Source organism: Acinetobacter sp. TW_SC_4 (genome assembly GCF_054861205.1).
This window is the reverse complement of sequence record NZ_CM142174.1, coordinates 1,330,110-1,346,628: the sequence shown is the minus strand read 5'-3', so window position 1 is coordinate 1,346,628 and position 16,519 is coordinate 1,330,110. Positions and strand designations below refer to the sequence as shown.

Annotated in this window: 19 protein-coding genes and 1 pseudogene; 8 read left to right on the top strand and 12 right to left on the bottom strand. The window is 41.3% G+C overall.

Annotation, left to right across the window (positions count from 1 at the left end; translation table 11 throughout):
* Positions 1-417 precede the first annotated feature (417 nt).
* Together ACWM1W_RS06390 and ACWM1W_RS06385 are read left to right on the top strand one after the other, a co-directional pair.
* Positions 418-927, top strand: coding sequence for a peptidylprolyl isomerase (locus tag ACWM1W_RS06390; protein WP_004786097.1), 510 nt, complete (start codon positions 418-420; stop codon positions 925-927).
* A 119-nt stretch (positions 928-1,046) separates the two neighbouring features.
* Positions 1,047-1,772 carry a UDP-2,3-diacylglucosamine diphosphatase gene (locus ACWM1W_RS06385; protein WP_034170333.1) on the top strand — a complete coding sequence of 242 codons (726 nt, stop codon included), beginning with the start codon at positions 1,047-1,049 and terminating at the stop codon, positions 1,770-1,772.
* 37 nt (positions 1,773-1,809) lie between these two features.
* Here ACWM1W_RS06385 and ACWM1W_RS06380 read toward each other — a convergent pair whose 3' ends face one another.
* The gene (locus tag ACWM1W_RS06380; RefSeq protein WP_004786100.1) at positions 1,810-2,028 is read right to left on the bottom strand and encodes a hypothetical protein; all 219 of its coding nucleotides are present in this window, start codon (positions 2,026-2,028) and stop codon (positions 1,810-1,812) included.
* Between the two features lie 652 nt (positions 2,029-2,680).
* Positions 2,681-3,476, bottom strand: a pseudogene (hpaI, locus tag ACWM1W_RS06375) (4-hydroxy-2-oxoheptanedioate aldolase).
* 245 nt (positions 3,477-3,721) lie between these two features.
* On the opposite strand from hpaI, the gene nfsB reads away from it, so the two are divergent.
* Positions 3,722-4,375, top strand: a complete 654-nt coding sequence (nfsB, locus tag ACWM1W_RS06370) for an oxygen-insensitive NAD(P)H nitroreductase (RefSeq protein ID WP_175967469.1) — start codon at positions 3,722-3,724, stop codon at positions 4,373-4,375.
* Between the two features lie 107 nt (positions 4,376-4,482).
* Entirely contained in the window at positions 4,483-4,710 is a 228-nt protein-coding gene (locus ACWM1W_RS06365) for a hypothetical protein (RefSeq protein ID WP_004786112.1), read from the top strand.
* On the opposite strand, the gene ACWM1W_RS06360 is transcribed toward ACWM1W_RS06365, so the two are convergent.
* The 4 genes from ACWM1W_RS06360 to ACWM1W_RS06345 all read right to left on the bottom strand — a co-directional run bounded on the left by ACWM1W_RS06360 (position 4,673) and on the right by ACWM1W_RS06345 (position 8,390).
* On the bottom strand, positions 4,673-5,527 hold the full coding sequence (locus ACWM1W_RS06360) for a DMT family transporter (protein ID WP_214001303.1): 855 nt from the start codon (positions 5,525-5,527) through the stop codon (positions 4,673-4,675). The two genes, ACWM1W_RS06365 and ACWM1W_RS06360, sit on opposite strands and share 38 nt — an antisense overlap.
* Positions 5,528-5,612: 85 nt before the next feature.
* Positions 5,613-6,650 (bottom strand): class II fructose-bisphosphate aldolase, encoded by a 1,038-nt coding sequence (fba, locus tag ACWM1W_RS06355; RefSeq protein WP_004786117.1) that lies wholly within the window; start codon positions 6,648-6,650, stop codon positions 5,613-5,615.
* A gap of 119 nt (positions 6,651-6,769) precedes the next feature.
* The gene (locus tag ACWM1W_RS06350; RefSeq protein ID WP_214001304.1) at positions 6,770-7,048 is read right to left on the bottom strand and encodes a hypothetical protein; all 279 of its coding nucleotides are present in this window, start codon (positions 7,046-7,048) and stop codon (positions 6,770-6,772) included.
* Between the two features lie 154 nt (positions 7,049-7,202).
* Positions 7,203-8,390 (bottom strand): phosphoglycerate kinase, encoded by a 1,188-nt coding sequence (locus tag ACWM1W_RS06345; RefSeq protein WP_214001305.1) that lies wholly within the window; start codon positions 8,388-8,390, stop codon positions 7,203-7,205.
* A gap of 141 nt (positions 8,391-8,531) precedes the next feature.
* Between ACWM1W_RS06345 and ACWM1W_RS06340 the strand changes: the two genes are divergently transcribed.
* The 3 genes from ACWM1W_RS06340 to ACWM1W_RS06330 are packed head-to-tail and all read left to right on the top strand — an operon-like array spanning position 8,532 to position 10,702.
* The gene (locus tag ACWM1W_RS06340; protein ID WP_214001306.1) at positions 8,532-8,915 is read left to right on the top strand and encodes a DUF2237 family protein; all 384 of its coding nucleotides are present in this window, start codon (positions 8,532-8,534) and stop codon (positions 8,913-8,915) included.
* The gene (locus ACWM1W_RS06335) at positions 8,915-9,508 is read left to right on the top strand and encodes a Maf family protein (RefSeq protein WP_214001307.1); all 594 of its coding nucleotides are present in this window, start codon (positions 8,915-8,917) and stop codon (positions 9,506-9,508) included. The genes ACWM1W_RS06340 and ACWM1W_RS06335 overlap by 1 nt, the downstream gene beginning before the upstream one ends.
* 24 nt (positions 9,509-9,532) lie before the next feature.
* Positions 9,533-10,702, top strand: a complete 1,170-nt coding sequence (locus tag ACWM1W_RS06330; RefSeq protein ID WP_214001308.1) for a ribosomal protein uL16 3-hydroxylase — start codon at positions 9,533-9,535, stop codon at positions 10,700-10,702.
* Positions 10,703-10,788: 86 nt separating this feature from the next.
* Here the strand turns inward: ACWM1W_RS06330 and ACWM1W_RS06325 are convergent, their stop codons facing one another.
* The 5 genes from ACWM1W_RS06325 to ACWM1W_RS06305 form a co-directional block, all read right to left on the bottom strand.
* A complete protein-coding gene (locus tag ACWM1W_RS06325) occupies positions 10,789-12,651 on the bottom strand; it encodes a sensor histidine kinase (RefSeq protein ID WP_375725688.1) in 1,863 nt (620 codons plus the stop codon).
* Positions 12,652-12,710: 59 nt separating this feature from the next.
* Entirely contained in the window at positions 12,711-13,394 is a 684-nt protein-coding gene (locus tag ACWM1W_RS06320) for a LuxR C-terminal-related transcriptional regulator (protein WP_214001310.1), read from the bottom strand.
* A gap of 225 nt (positions 13,395-13,619) precedes the next feature.
* Positions 13,620-14,417: a glutathione S-transferase N-terminal domain-containing protein gene (locus ACWM1W_RS06315; RefSeq protein WP_004786134.1), complete on the bottom strand. Its 798-nt coding sequence runs from the start codon at positions 14,415-14,417 to the stop codon at positions 13,620-13,622.
* Positions 14,418-14,518: 101 nt separating this feature from the next.
* The gene (gene rraA / locus ACWM1W_RS06310; protein ID WP_004786136.1) at positions 14,519-15,028 is read right to left on the bottom strand and encodes a ribonuclease E activity regulator RraA; all 510 of its coding nucleotides are present in this window, start codon (positions 15,026-15,028) and stop codon (positions 14,519-14,521) included.
* Positions 15,029-15,040: 12 nt separating this feature from the next.
* A complete protein-coding gene (locus ACWM1W_RS06305) occupies positions 15,041-15,706 on the bottom strand; it encodes a Rossmann-fold NAD(P)-binding domain-containing protein (protein ID WP_004786137.1) in 666 nt (221 codons plus the stop codon).
* 213 nt (positions 15,707-15,919) lie between these two features.
* Here ACWM1W_RS06305 and rpsT point away from each other — a divergent pair, with 213 nt between their 5' ends.
* Complete coding sequence (rpsT, locus tag ACWM1W_RS06300) at positions 15,920-16,189, top strand: 30S ribosomal protein S20 (protein WP_004786139.1); 270 nt, start codon at positions 15,920-15,922, stop codon at positions 16,187-16,189.
* Positions 16,190-16,328: 139 nt separating this feature from the next.
* On the opposite strand, the gene ACWM1W_RS06295 is transcribed toward rpsT, so the two are convergent.
* Positions 16,329-16,451: a hypothetical protein gene (locus ACWM1W_RS06295; protein ID WP_004786141.1), complete on the bottom strand. Its 123-nt coding sequence runs from the start codon at positions 16,449-16,451 to the stop codon at positions 16,329-16,331.
* Between the last annotated feature and the right edge of the window lie 68 nt (positions 16,452-16,519).

Genomic DNA, 16,519 nt, shown 5'->3' with positions numbered 1-16,519 from the left:
CTTCTAAAGTTAAAAAGGGATTAATGAATATGCAGTAGCTCACGCGGTCTAACTGTATTCACTAAATAAAGGTTCTTTAGTTTAACTATAGGTGAATGATCTCTCAACCGTTAACTTAGGTATTTGATTTCAATTCGTTCATTTTCAAATTGGAAAATACAATAGCTTACCAAATCGTAAAATATCCGCTTTTGACTGAGCCAACAGATCAGTGCATGCTCTTAGGGTCAGACAAGCTTTATAAAGACGAATGATCTCGAAGAAATGACTTTGTAAATCAATGCATAAATAAGATACGATTTTTATGTTTTTAACAAAGAAAATTATGTTTTTGCTTGCCTTGTCGATTGTAGTTTGCTTATGCTTCCTTCATTCAGAAAAAACCATGGCATTAGTCCATGATTAGGAGATTACACAATGAGTTTTCCTCAAGTCGAATTAAACACCAATAAAGGTCGTATTGTTCTTGAATTAAACGCTGAAAAAGCACCTAAAACAGTAGCTAACTTCTTGCAATATGTACGTGACGGTTTTTATGACGGCGTAATTTTCCACCGCGTTATTGATGGTTTCATGATCCAAGGCGGCGGCATGGATGAAAACTTCAAAGAAAAAGCAACACGTGATGCGATTGAAAACGAAGCTGACAACGGTTTAAGCAACGATGTAGGTACCATTGCAATGGCACGTACTCAAGCACCTCACTCTGCTTCTGCTCAGTTCTTCATTAACGTGAAAAACAACTCTTTCCTTAACCACACTGGCAAAACTGCACAAGGTTGGGGTTATGCCGTATTTGGTAAAGTAGTTGAAGGCATGGACGTTGTTGATGCAATCAAAGGCGTTCGCACTGGCAACCGTGGCTACCACGCTGACGTTCCTTTAGAGAACGTTGTGATCGAATCTGCAAAAATCATTTCTGAGTAATTTTAAATCCTCCCCAACCCTCCTTTAATAAAGGAGGGAACCACCATTTTTAAAGATGGTTTTTCTCTTCACTTTTGCAAAGGGAGGTCGGGAGGGATTAAAAAATAAGGAAAAGATTCGTGACCTATCTGTTTATCTCAGATTTACATTTGTCACCTGATCACCCTCGACTTGTTCGGGGGTTTTTAGATTTATTGGCAGCTTATCAGCATAAAAATACCCAACTGTATATTTTGGGCGACTGGTTCAATGCCTGGATTGGAGATGACTACACTGCTCCCTGGCTGGATGAAATCGTCAGTACTTTAAAACAGTTTAATCAAGCCGGCAATCAAATCTATTTTCTCATCGGTAACCGTGACTTTGCCTTAGGCCAAGATTTTCTGGATCAATTTTCCGGACAGCTTTTACCTGAAATGACCAGCTTAAATATCGGTTCACTCCGATATCGGATCGAACATGGTGATGCACTTTGTACCGATGATGTGTCCTATCAGCGTTTCAAAAAAGTCATCCGTCATCCCTGGATATTAGGCTTTTTAAGAAAAATGCCACTTAGCTTTCGTGCCAGACTCGCTAATGGTTTCCGCAAGAAAAGCCATGAAGCACAGCAATTGAAAAGCTATGAAGTTATGGATGTAAATCCAATTGCGGTAGAAACTGCTCTCAAAGAAGCAGATGTACTGATTCACGGACATACTCACCGCGCAGCAATCCATGATATAAATGGTAAAAAAAGAATTGTTTTAGGAGATTGGAAAGCTGATTATGCTGAGATTTTAGAGCTGAGTAGCTCTGATATTGATATTCATAACATTCAGCTAAAAATCTGGTATTACCCATAAAAAAAGCAACTGCGAACAGTTGCTTCTTATATTTTATTTAACTTAAACGGTATAACTGGTTAAAACCAGTATAGAAACTTTTACCATCCAGATTAAATGGATATTGTTCACCGTTTTCAAGTTCAATCATCTTGCCCACATTGACCATAATCATACCATTGATGGTATTTTGCTGGCGTTGCATTGGTACAACTTTGACTTGAATTTCACAACCATTAATGGCGGTCGCGATAGACCATGTATTTAAATTTTTCAAAATATTCACTCATAATATGAGCTTTTTGTGATTAAACAAGGAGAGCTATAGACTAAAAATAAATCTTATTTCTGGGTTTGCTAGAGTTTTTTTAACAGGAAAACCTGTCTTTCGTGTATCACAATCAGCTAAAAATAAACCAGCGAAAACAGTATTCGCTTTAAAGTTATTATCTTATAACTCTTTTTTGACCAAATAGCAAAATTACATTGTAATGACATATGTCAAAAGTAGTATTTTTTAGATGCTTTTTCGCATATCTTAATGTCCAGTAAAGAAATATTTCACGATATAAAACAAACCGATCAATATCATGACACTAAAACCAGAGATCAAATCACCTGAATCAAGAAAGTTTAAAACTGTCAGATATCCAGTAACCAATGTATAAATCAGCATAAAGACTAAAAGATACCTTGCCCTAAACGATAAGGTTGTTGCTTTTTTTGCTCATGGATCTGTTTTTGCTGCTCATAAAATACATCAATTTCTTCTGGTTTCATTTTTCAATCCCCACCCATATTATTTTTAAATTACTATAGTTAAAGTAGATAAAAAAAACTCTGACAAATCAGAGCTTTTATAAAATATCTTTTGTTTAAGTAATAAATATTGAGAAATCATAATTTACGACTCTCAGATATTTTTATGATCAATAACCGCCTTCTGACTTGATGACTTCAGCATCAGGTTTATATTTTGCCAAAAGTTCACGAAGCGAATTCATTAGCACACTGATATCAACACCCACTGCAACGAACTCAGTTCCAAGCGCCAGATATTTCTGAGTAGCTTCATGCTGAGTCGATAAAATCCCAGCAACCTTACCAGATGCACGAATCCGCTGAATGGCATCTACTACTGCTTTTTGTACTTCAGGACGGTTTGGATTCCCCTGATAGCCTATAGTCGTTGAAAGATCTACCGCCCCAATAAATACACCATCAATCCCCTCGATCTTGAGGATTTCATCCAGATTTTCTAGACCTGTCACTGATTCGATCTGAATTAATAAACAGATATTTTCATGAGCAGTCTGGTAATAATTCGGGATACTGTTCCAGCGTGTCGCACGTGCTAATGTAGCACCCACACCACGAATTCCTTCTGGTGGATAGCGGACTGCTTTGACCATTAATTCGGCCTGCTCCACAGTTTCTACCATAGGAATCAATAAGGTCTGTGCGCCAATACCGAGTAACTGCTTGATCAGTTATACACTGCCTATTGGGGGGGCGTACTACAGCTTGAGATGGATAAGCAGCGATACTCTGTAATTGAGAGAGCGTTGTTCTTAAATCGCTTGGAGCATGCTCACCATCAATCAAGAGCCAGTCATAGCCTGCATTTGCCGCAATTTCTGTCCCATACGCGTCAGCTAGTCCGACCCACAAGCCAATTTGCTGCTGCGTCTTTAATTTACGTTTAAAGTAATTGGTATATTGCATCGGCCCACCTATCTTGCATGCTATTGCCTGAAGCTCTTATTAAACTCCTGTTACTAAAAACTGCCAATATACAAAAGCTTGCTTTTTATCTGATTTAACTCTTAGTTTTTCATAAAATTTTACTCAAGATTATATAAATATAGACTTTGCCGATGATGTTTTAATTGTAATAATCTTTTGATCAGAAAAATCTAGATGCCTAAAGCATATTTCTAAACGCCTTATCAAAAGATTGGAGTCCACTAATGGATTTACTCAAGATCGCTCAAACCCGTTATACCACTAAAGCTTATGACCCTAACAAGAAGATTCCAGCAGAACAATTTGAACGTTTATTAGAAATCTTACGCCTGACCCCATCTTCGATTAATATTCAGCCTTGGCATTTTTTTATTGCCGACAATGATGCCGCTAAACAGCGTATTGCCAAAGCACTAGTTGGAACTTATGCCTACAATGCTCCCAAAGTGCTGGACTCTTCCCATACCATTTTATTTTGTACCAAAGCCGATATTGACGAGTTACATCTGGACAATCTGTTAAATCGTGATGATCTCAGTGGTCGTTTTAAAGATGAGAGCGCCAAAGAAGGTCAAAAGAATACCCGTACCGGCTATGTACATTATTATCGTAATGAAAAAGGTGATATTCAGCGCTGGGCAGAAAACCAGACCTTTATTGCACTGGGACAGATCTTACTGGCTGCAGGAAGTGAAGGTATTGATGCCACACCGATCGGTGGTTTTGATGAAGACATTCTGAGTGAGGAATTACAGTTAGCTGAACAAGGCCTGATTCCATCAGTATTGCTTACTTTAGGTTACCGCAGTGAAAATGATTTCAATGCCAAATTGCCGAAATCCCGCCTGCAAGCTGAAGATATTTTCACCAAACTGTAAGCATTTTATGTTATAAAAGGGGTCTAGTGCCCCTTTTCTTGTCAATTCGGGCCTAATTTTTGCTTTATTCTCCAAACATCCAACTAGAATAACAATTAGAGGTACCCATGTCTGTTTTACCATCCAGCTCTTTAAAATTCGAATGCAAACACTGCGATAAGATCTATTTACATCACTATGCTAATGCCCAGCATCGTTATCCGCATTGTCCAGACTGCAAACAGGCCGGTTTACTGCTTGGACGGGCTGAAAAAGAAGACCTGTTACGTTATCCGCTTGAATTTGCATCTTCCTATGTTAAACAGACATTGCATATGCTAGGCAAACAACACTAATCACGCCTAGAATCAGCCCGATCATACTTGCAGGTTTGAGTCGTTCTTTAAAGATGAGCAAACCTGCAATTACACCAAAAATCACCACCAGAATATTCATACCCGCGAATACAATCGCTGGTGTATCTTTGAGCATCATGTGTGCTTTGACGTAAAAAGCGATATTGGCAAAGTTCAACGCACCCAATAACAGACCGAAACCAATATCCTTGCCAGAACCCAGATGACGGTATTGCAGCAGCAGATAGATCATCGACAGAATCATGGCGCAGATAAACATCAAGTTCAGTGCCACAGCAAATTGCAAACCGAGGCTGGTCGTATATTTCAATAAGACATCAATCAGTGCATAACCAAACCACACTAGGCCTAGAAAAAACATTCCCTGCTTGGAGCTTTCTGATGCCTGACGGTGTGAAAATAGAATGCACAGTACGGAACTTATGCCTAAGACAATACCCAGTATCTTGAGCTGGTTAAATTGTTCCTGAAAAATGAAATAAGCAGCGGCCAGTGATAATACCACTGATAATCGCTGGGCAATTTCAGTTTTTAAGATTCCTGCTGTTTGTAATGATTTGGCCAGAAATAGAAATACACTCGGTAATAAAACGCCAAGCGCCAAAATCAGTAGCCATGGAGTCTGACTCATGGAAATATGCTGGATGTCTGGTTTGAACCAAAAAAAACACAATATGCTAGCTGTGACATAATTCCAGCTAATCATGTGGATTGGACTCATGCCTCTATTTTTAGCAATTTTTAAGAGTATTGAGACTGCAACACTACATAATGCTGCAATAAAAATCAGTTCCATATGCTGCTCTTATTCTTCATCTTGATTTATATATAAAAAAGCCCACATTCGCTGTGGGCTTTTTTTATAAATTATTCACAATGAATTATTTATAACGCTCAACCATTTTCTCTAAAGAGATTGGACGAATCTTGTCTGCATTACCTGCAGTACCAAATGCTTCGTAACGGTCGATACAAATTTGCTTCATTGCATCTACAGTTGCGCTGAAGAATTTACGTGGATCGAATTCGCTTGGTTTTTCAGCCATCATACGACGCATTGCACCAGTAGAAGCTAAACGTAAGTCAGTATCGATGTTGATTTTACGAACACCGTGTTTGATCGCTTCAACCAGTTGCTCAACAGGAACACCATAAGTTTCTTTGATGTCGCCGCCATACTGGTTAATCACAGCCAGCCATTCTTGCGGCACAGAGCTAGAACCATGCATTACAAGGTGAGTATTTGGCAGTGCCTCGTGAATTTCTTTAATACGGTCAATTGCAAGAATATCGCCTGTAGGTGGACGAGTAAACTTGTATGCACCGTGAGAAGTACCCACTGCAATAGCTAATGCATCAACATTAGTATCTGCAACGAATTGACGCGCTTCTTCAACTGAAGTTAGCAGTTGAGAATGATCTAATACGCCTTCAGCGCCTACACCATCTTCTTCACCCGCCATACCTGTTTCCAGGCTACCCAAACAACCAATTTCACCTTCAACAGAAACGCCACACGCATGCGCCATTTGTACCGTACGACGAGTGACATCGACGTTGTATTCATATGAAGTTGGTGTTTTACCGTCTTCACCCAAAGAACCATCCATCATCACTGATGAGAAGCCTAACTGGATAGAACGTTGACATACGTCAGGGCTGGTACCGTGGTCTTGATGCATTACCACTGGAATGTGTGGCCATTCTTCGATTGCTGCCAAAATCAGATGACGCAAGAACGGTGCACCTGCGTACTTACGTGCACCCGCAGATGCCTGTACGATTACAGGTGAATTTGTTTGGTCCGCTGCCAACATAATGGCACGCATTTGTTCTAAGTTGTTTACGTTAAATGCTGGTACGCCGTAAGCATGTTCGCCGGCGTGATCCAAGAGCTGGCGCAATGAAATAAGAGCCATAATATCCTCCCAGTGAATGCCACATATTCTACATGCACAAAGGTTTCAATTCAGCAACAAATAACACTATTTAAAAAAAATCCCTGCATTTGCAGGGATTTTGTCTCACATTGACCTAATTAAGGTGCCACAGCTTCCGAAGTTGCTGCGACTGAGTCGTCTGCAGTCGCTGCATCTGCAGGTGCATTGGCAATTTCAGCCGGAACATCTGTATTTTTTTCATCTAGAACCGGCTGATCAATTGCATCAATCGCTGCTTGCTGTTCTGGTGTTACAGTCTCATCTGCAACGGCTGCCGAAGCTTCTGCTTCAGCTGCTGGGGCATTTTCCTGTTTCGCACATGCAGTCAGTGCCAATGATGCTGCCAATAATGCCGCTAAAGTTAACTGTTTTTTCATCACGTAATCTCATCATTTGGTGATTTAATGTCTGCATCTTATGACAGATTTATTGCATTTTAATGACGAGGTCATGAATGATAAGTTTCCGCTGTCAAAAAAATGACATAAAAAAGCTGGCACTTGGCCAGCTTTTTTAAGCTAAAACATGCAATTAAGCGCGTTCTAGGAGTACCGCAACTGCAGGAAGGGTTTTGCCTTCAACGAATTCAAGGAATGCACCGCCACCCGTCGAGATATAGCCAATTTTGTCAGCAACTTCGTATTTATCGATCGCAGCTAAAGTATCGCCACCACCTGCAATCGAGAAACCTTCAGATTCCGCAATCGCTAAAGACAATGCTTTAGTACCTTCACCGAACTGATCTACTTCGAATACGCCCACTGGACCATTCCAAAGAATCGTTTTAGACGTTTTCAAAATTTCAGCAAATGCTTTTGCAGTTTCTGGACCTACATCAAGGATCATATCGTTGTCAGCAACATCTTCAACTTTTTTCACAATCGCTTTAGCAGCAGCCAATGAACCCAGGAAGTCATCAAAGTTGATTTCAGATGCATCAGCAACCACAACATCAGTAGGAAGTGGAACTGAAACTTTTGCGGCAATGGTTTTCGCTGTATCGATCAGGTCATTTTCACACAGTGATTTACCTACATTGTAACCAGCAGCTGCAAGGAACGTATTTGCGATACCACCACCAACAATTAATTGATCACAGATGTCAGACAATGAAGTCAAAACATCAAGCTTGGTAGAAACTTTAGAACCCGCAACGATCGCAACCATTGGTTTTTCAGGCGTTTTCAATGCACGGCCAAGAGCATCTAACTCAGCTGCCAATAAAGGACCCGCTGCTGCTACTTTAGCTAAACGAGCGACACCTTCAGTTGATGCTTCTGCACGGTGTGCAGTACCAAATGCATCCATCACAAATACGTCACAAAGGGCTGCATATTTTGCTGCAAGTTCAGGATTATTTTTCTTTTCACCTATGTTGAAACGGCAATTTTCCAGTAAAACCACTTGACCCGGCTGAATTTCAACACCATTTAGATAGTCTGTGAAAAGTTTTACTTCCTGACCCAATGCTTCAGTCAGATAAGCTGCTACAGGTGCAAGAGACTGTTCAGCCTTCGGCTCACCTTCAACTGGACGACCAAGGTGAGAATACACCATGACAGCCGCGCCCTTTTCTACTGCAGCTTTAATTGTTGGTAATGCAGCACGTAGACGCGCATCGCTAGTGATTACACCATTTTTAACCGGTACATTTAAATCTTCACGGATCAGAACACGTTTACCCATCAGGTCAAGGTCAGTCATACGCTGAAAGTTCATTGTAGAGCTCTCTTTATAGATATTAAAAACGAGGCGATTTTAAATGATTATGCAGAAAAAGGTTAGCATCTTTTGCAGAAAACATTATGAATGCCAAAGTTTTGTTATGATAGAAAAAAGCTTCTTCCAGATTCAGTACCTATGTCGATACATCCTGATCCTAATCTTAACCGTCTCAATGTTCTGGGCGAGCCTTTGGCGAGCTGTTGTTTTGATCCTATTACTGGGTATTTCCGTAATGGCTTTTGCCATACCGCACCTACCGATCTGGGACAGCACACTGTCTGTGCACAGATGACCTCTGAATTTCTGAATTTTTCCCAGAAAGTGGGCAATGACCTGATTACACCATTACCAGAACTGGGATTTCCTGGACTGCAACCTGGTGATTTTTGGTGTATCTGCGTGACACGCTGGGTAGAAGCTTATGAAGCTGGACAAGCGCCACCGGTCAAGCTGCAAGCCTGTCACAAAGCTGTCCTTGCTTATGTTCATCTCCATATTTTAGAAGAATACGCTGTCTAATGAATACCGCAAAAATCATCTTGGCTTCTTCAAGCCAGACCCGTAAAGAACTGATGAACCGTCTACGTCTTGATTACGTATCGGTCGTCCCGGACATAGATGAATCACCCCAAGGTGAAAATCATGCGGATGAATTAGCTAAACGCCTAGCTTTTGAGAAAGCTCGTCATGTCGCTGAGCTACATCCTGATGCGATTGTAATTGGTTCTGATCAGGTCGCTTGGCGTGAAGGCGCACCAGATATCTTTATGGGTAAGCCTTTAACAATAGAAAAGGCCATTCGCCAGCTGCAGGCCAATTCGGACAAGATTGTGTATTTCAGTACGGCGCTCAGCGTTCAGCAGAAATCAACCGGTTTTGAACGTACGCTGGTGGAACACTATAAAGTCAAATTCCGCAAATTATCTCAAGCAGAAATTGAGCGTTATGTAGAGATCGAACAGCCCCTGCATTGTGCCGGTAGTTTTAAATGTGAAAGCCTAGGTATTAGCCTGTTTGAAACCATGATTGGGCAGGATCAAACTACCCTGATGGGTATGCCGATGATTCAGCTATGCAATATTCTGCGTGAGCTAAAGATTTTAGTTCCTTAATCTCCTTTATTTTAGGCTTTATTTATGTCCCTACCTCTAGACGTTTTAGGCGGTATTACCGCTGAACAATTCCTTGCCGAATACTGGCAGAAAAAACCGCTGTTGGTACGTAATGCCATGCCTGAAATCGCAGGTCTGCTAGAGCCTGATGATGTCATGGAGCTGGCACTTGAAGAAAATGTCACTGCACGTCTAATCAAGCAGAAAGATCGTGATCCAAATCAGTGGTCGGTAAAGACATCTCCTTTATTGAAAGCTGACTTCCAGAAGATGCCTAAGCTCTGGACTTTACTGGTTCAGGCTGTGGATCACTATTCGTTCGACCTGTCTGAACTCTGGAAAAAGTTTGCCTTTATCCCTCAATGGCGTCGTGATGACATCATGGTGTCTTATGCGCCTCAAGGCGGTTCAGTCGGTCAACATTTTGACTTTTATGATGTTTTTCTGATTCAAGGCTATGGTCATCGCCGCTGGCAACTGGGGCAAATGTGTGATGCCGAGACCGAACTTGTACCGGGGCAGCCATTAAAATTATTGCCAGAAATGGATATGAATTTTGATGAAGTCCTTGCACCCGGTGATTTGCTGTATGTTCCACCCGGCCTTTCCCACTACGGCGTAGCAGAAGATGACTGTCTGACTTTCTCTTTTGGTTTCCGTATGCCAAATGTCAGTGACATGATGGACCGTGTCGGTGATAAATTTGCGGAAAATGAAGTCTTACGCAATCCATTGACTGACATTATTCGCGATTATATCAGTGCTGCGGGTGAAGTCACAGGCAATGAACTTGAATATCTGAAAGGCAAAATCATAGAGCAGTTGCATAACTCCAACGTGCTTGAAGACGCCATCATGAGCCTGATGTCAGAACCAAAATATGAAGAGAATATCCCAGAAGCCGAAGAAATTGGTACAGGCGATCTGGAAGAAGCACTTGATCAAGGCTATAGCCTGATGCTCGAACCCGCTTCACGCTTGCTCTATACAAAAGAAGACGGTGAAACCTTGTTCTGGGCCAATGGTGAAGGAATCTGTATTTCTGAAGCATTTACCGCAAAACTGAAGCAGATTGCTGATGGTGAGCGTGTCTTACTGGATGAAGATTTCGCTGACGAAGATATGCTGGAGGATGTTGCTGAGCTATTGAATGATTCTGTACTGATGCTAGTGCCACCGGTTGAAGAAGAGTAAGTTTTTATATCTTGGTCATTTAAATCTATAAAAAAAAGGAGGATCATATGGTCCTCCTTTTTTATGTCTGGATAATTTTGAGATGACTAAGGTTGATAGAGTTCCATCACCACGTGTACGCAGGTATTACCTTTTACAGACTGAATATCCAGCATTCCACCCATACGTTCAATGCGCATTTTCATACTGCGCATACCAATACTCATGCCGTTTTTCTGCACCATCTCTGGATTAAAACCAACCCCATTGTCCTGAATTTTTAAAGTCAGTTGATGTGGTTGTGTATATTCCATACTCACACTCACTTTTGTGGCCTGACTATGCTTGATAATATTGGTCAGGCTTTCTTCTACCACACGAATCAGGGTCAGACATTGCAAAGCCGTAGGTTCACGTTGCCAAACTTTAGGAAATGACCATTCTACGGCAATATCCATTTCTTCCAGCAACTGGGTAAAGCGGTACCGTACTGGCGCAATCCAGATCACTGGCGTTTCAGGCACTTTATTGTCAATAGAAGAACCGCTATCGATGATTTGACGCAGGTCATCCCTAAGCAGCTTCAGCATAGATAAAAACTGTCGATTGGAAATGTTTTCGGTGCTTTGATCCACCAGAATCATGGAACGTACAATCGAACCACCCAGTCCATCATGCAGTTCATGTGAAAGATTAATCCGTTCCTGCAAACGCACATTATCCAGTTCCAGTTTATGCTGATCACTCAGGCTTTTATTTAGATCTGCACTGACTTGCCGCACTTTGGATTCTAACTGCGTATTAAATTTTTCGATCTTTTTGATATTACGATTCAGTCGTGTCCCCATAATTAGCACGACAAACAGGATAATAATCGGTGATGTATAAGGTGATAAAGGTGAGAATTCACTAACCGCCCTTTGACCCAGAATGATCAGATCCATAACGACACACAGCAAAATCCCCCACAGACAAAGCATCAGGAACAGATATTCCCCATTGCGGGTTTTAATGGCCCAGTAGCTGACATAAAGAACAGAGCTAATATAAAGCAGCACATATGAGACAAAAGCGACACTGAGCACCGCTTCTAAATACTCTAAAGAACTGGCTATGATGAATACACTGAATAAAGCAGTCACCCCGATAAGTCCCCGCTCCAAACGCTGAAATTTCTGCTTTAAGAACCGAATTAGATACAGACAAAAACAGTGCATATAGAGGATAAAGAAAATCAGATTGGCTTTACTGGCCCGTATACTGGAGGAAAAAGGAAAATTCTCTGTGGTTAATACATTGGAGATAAACAGAATCCACAATAATGAACTTAGCGCCAGCCAGCCAAAAGTGGTTTCTGAACGTCGGAATAGCCAGATAATCAGGCTAATGACTCCAATCGTACCGGATAGAATCATATTGATCTGAAAGAGCGTACGGCGATCCCAGATCTTTTTTGAGTAATGCTGGTCATTGGCAATAACATTATGGAATTCAATTCTGCCAAGCCCTGCACCCTGGAAACTATAGCCTCGTACATAAATCAGCAGTTCATTGTCTGTCTGCTTCAAGCCTGCAATAGGCAAAATCCAGTAACGTGGTACATTCCAGCTTTTAGACAAAGGCTCTTGCAGATTTTGATCCGACCACAGCAGATCATCATTCAGAAAAACAGCGCCAGCAGAGTTTAGATAGTCAATCCCAAAAACAATGGGTTCAGCCAGACGTATATTGTCCCGACAAGACCAACCCCAGCGAATTTTATACCAGGCACCCCCATTATATTTCGGCCAGGTATTTTTCCAGTTATCCGGCAATGTTACAGGTTGCCAGCCTCCCTCCGGAATCTCGAGATGGCTCGGCACTTGAACTTTTTGTTGCTGTTCAATGTTCACCTGACAAAGCTCGTTAATCTGAAAATTATTCTGTGCCAGACTGATGCAAGAGAACAGGCTCAGCCAGCTCCCTATCATTAATAGAGCGAAGAACCTTAATCCTTGTCTAAACATCTTGCTAACAGACAGCATTCGCACTAAAGAATACCTAAATGCCGGGCCGTGCTGACTGCTTTAGTCCGCTTGCTGACACAGAGTTTGCGGTAAATATGCTTGATATGACTTTCAACGGTATACCGTGACACACAGAGTTCATCGGCAATTTCACGATTACTAAGGCCCTGTGCCACCAATGAAAGAATTTCTTTTTCCCGTTGGGTCAGGCTTTCCTGTTCAGGATCAGGTACGACCTGCTCCAAAGAGGAAGATGGCTCTGAACTGGAAATCTGCTTGAGAATTTCACGCGCAATAAAAGGATCAATGGGTGCGCCGCCGCACAAAATACTGCGAATTGCCAGACTCACTTCTGTATCATCGCGTTCCTTGAGTACATAACCAGTTGCTCCTGCTTTAATTGCTTTTAGCAGACTGTCCTGAGTACTCCAAGCGGATACGACGAGTACCAAAGTTTGTGAACCGAGCTCATGTATTTTTTCAATAATGGAAATGCCATTTCCATCTGACAGTCCAAGATCAATCAGTGCTAAACAGAACGGTTCTTGTTGCAGAAGATATTCGGCTTCCCTGACATTATTGGCGAATAGCAATACCTCATCGCTATACCCTAGATCCTTCAATATGTTCTTTAAACGGCACTGAATGACATATTCGTCTTCAACAATTAATACAGGTACCGGTAGTACGGCATCTTGTGCTGTCATAAGCACACCCCTTATCGTTATTCTTATTACCCCATTGAGATTAAAATATAAACAAAAAAAGAAGAAAAATCATGAGTTTTTTTAACTTTATTGTGAGTAGCTTTATGTATGAATAATTTTGGAAGCAGAGTTCTTGTTCTTGGAAAATTCAAATTTATAAACTATAAAAATGCCATCTATTTTAAGATGGCATTTTTTTGTAGCTTCTAAATATTAAATAGCAGTTTATTTTTTGCTTTTCTTTTCAGAACCGTATTGCTGCTTCAAATACTCCACAATATCTTTAGATTCGAACATCTTGACACCAGTATTTGGATCAACCAGATAAGGAACCTGGATATTATTCCCCATTACTTTTAAGACTTGTTCACGTTTACCCCCCGATAAGGGTTCATATTTACCCGGTTTTAAACGCAATTTTGCTAGACCTTGATCCTGCCAGCGTTCTTTCGCCACATTATGATAGATATAAGGGATTTCAAGTTCAGACAATACGCCCCGGACAATACGGGTATAAGGACTGGCTTCAAAGCCCCATAGTTCAAGAAGCTGTTCAGGTGCAGGGGTATTCTTCGACAACGGTTTAGCCATGCCACCACGTAGCCCATTTACCATCGTACCTGCAATGGCAGCAACCGGTACTTTTGGATAATTTGAATACTTAGCTGGTGTTTTACCCGTCTTGCCATAATGCTTAAACAAGTGATGAATAATATCCTGAGATTCGTATAGCTTATCTCCAGTATTTTCATCTACTAAAAATGGAAACTGAAGTTTGCCACCCTGCTGTTTCACTTCGGGACGAAAGCGTTTACCGCCTCGTGGGCACGGATATACTTCATAATCGAGATTCAGTAAAGTCATGACCTCACGGACACGACGACAAAAAGGTGATCCTTCATATTCATAAAGCTTGAGAGGCTTTTCAGGCTGATTCGGAAATGGTGTACCGGTCGTACCACGTCCACCTTCCAGAAATGCGGATGCCAATGCCTGTGCTACTTTAATCTGATGGCCTAACATATCGTCTGTCCTCTTTATTATTTTCAAACCGTGAAAGCAGCAATCTAAACTGCCTAACTTCCACGGTATAGCTTGTTTTTGTATATTTTCAATAACCGGAATTAGTCCACCAATTGTTCTTTGGACAGGACAATGCCATTGTTATCGGCATAAACGTATTCACCCGATTTAAAGGTCACACCACCAAAATAAAGCGGCACATCAACTTCACCAATTCCCTTGCGGTTGCTCTTCTGTGGAATTGAAGCCAGTGCATGCACACCAAGATCCAGCTCTGCAATCGCATCGACGTCACGCACACAACCGTAGATAATCACGCCATTCCAGTGGTTTTTCACCGCAGATTCAGCAATCAGGTCACCCATCAATGCACAGCGCATAGAAGCACCACCATCTACGACCAGAACCTTGCCTGTACCATCTGTCGCTAATAACTCTTTTACGCGAGAGTTATCTTCAAAACATTTTACGGTCACAATCTGGCCGCCGAAGCTTTTACGTGCGCCATAACTTCTGAAGAATTTGCCATCCAGGCATGGGGCGACTACCTGCAGGTCTTTATCCGGATTATCATCAAGCAGGTCACAAGTTACAAATGGTACGCTGGACACGATTTTTTACCCTCATTTCATTTTTTGTATGGCTAAATTATCATAAATTTCAAATTTCACAGTCTGATTAAGCGCTGCATATACCATAGTATGAGCCACCTGCTCTGCTGTCACTGGCTTGTATTTAAAAGAATCGGGGATAAAATGCGAAAACTTGTCAAACAGGTTCTGTGCCGCGTCTTCCAGTAAACGCTGATGATCCCGCTCACCAATCAACAAAGACGGTCGGAACAAGCTGATACGCTCCAGAGACAAGGTCTGGATATAATCCTCTAATTCACCCTTTACCCGGTTATAGAACAGTCTGGATTTTGAATTGGCACCCATCGCACTAATCAACAGATAATGAGCATCCGTTTGCTGCACCAGTTCGGCAAAATGGGCATTGATGGTGTAATCGGTATTATAAAAAGCTTCTTTGGAGCCGGCTTTCTTTAAGGTAGTACCCAGACAGCTAAAGGCATGGGTATGGCCACTGACATCCTGGTCATTGAGCATTAAAAAGTCCTCAATGACCACCTGTTTGACCTTGTGCCATTGTTCAAATTCTGGTTGATGTTTACGCACGATGACGCTAATACGCTTACAACTTGGTTCATTTACCAGCTGTTGCACCAAAGTCTTTCCGACCAAGCCTGTAGCGCCAATCACGATAGGATATGTAATGGTTTTAGTCATTTTTTGTACGATCTCCCTGCTTAGATACTAATCTAACGTTTTCTTTAGAATTTTTCTGCAACTAAAATGTTGTCAAAGCATGTCAAGACTTGACTTAAGCCCATAGTTTCCTCAAAATATAGCACTTGTTTACGGGCTGGTGATAGTTCTTCTGATGTGGTTTTCAGTTGAGTTTCAGCCCGCCCAGACCAATCTATTTCAAGGAGTGCACGAGTGGCAAACTCTGCTCAAGCAAAAAAACGTGCTCGTCAAAACGTTAAAGCACGCAAACACAACGCAAGCTTGCGTTCTATGGTTCGTACATATCTTAAACGTACAGTAGCTGCTATTGCTGCTGGCGACTATGCTGTTGCTACTGAAGCTTACAAAAAAGCTGTTCCAGTAATCGACCGTATGGCTGACAAAGGTATCATCCATAAAAATAAAGCAGCTCGTCATAAGAGCCGTTTGAACGCGCAAGTTAAAGCATTAGCTTCTAACTAATCGCAAATCAAAAGAAGCCCTTTTAGGGCTTTTTTTGTGCCTGAAATTTAATACCAAATCAACAATAAAGAATGATGAATACCAGATTATTCTCAATCCTAGTCATAGAAATCTTTTACTTAGATAAAAACAGAATAAATTATTCATCCTTATCCATAGAATGAGGCGTGGTGGTCTGATCTTGCTGTGCATTGTCTGTATCACGCTGACAGGCAGTTAATCCCAGCATAACGACTAGACTTAAAATTGTGATTATTTTCATGATGACTCCCATGCTTCCAAAATTGGTTTAAATATCAGCATAGTGATATTTCATCGTTACTCTATTTC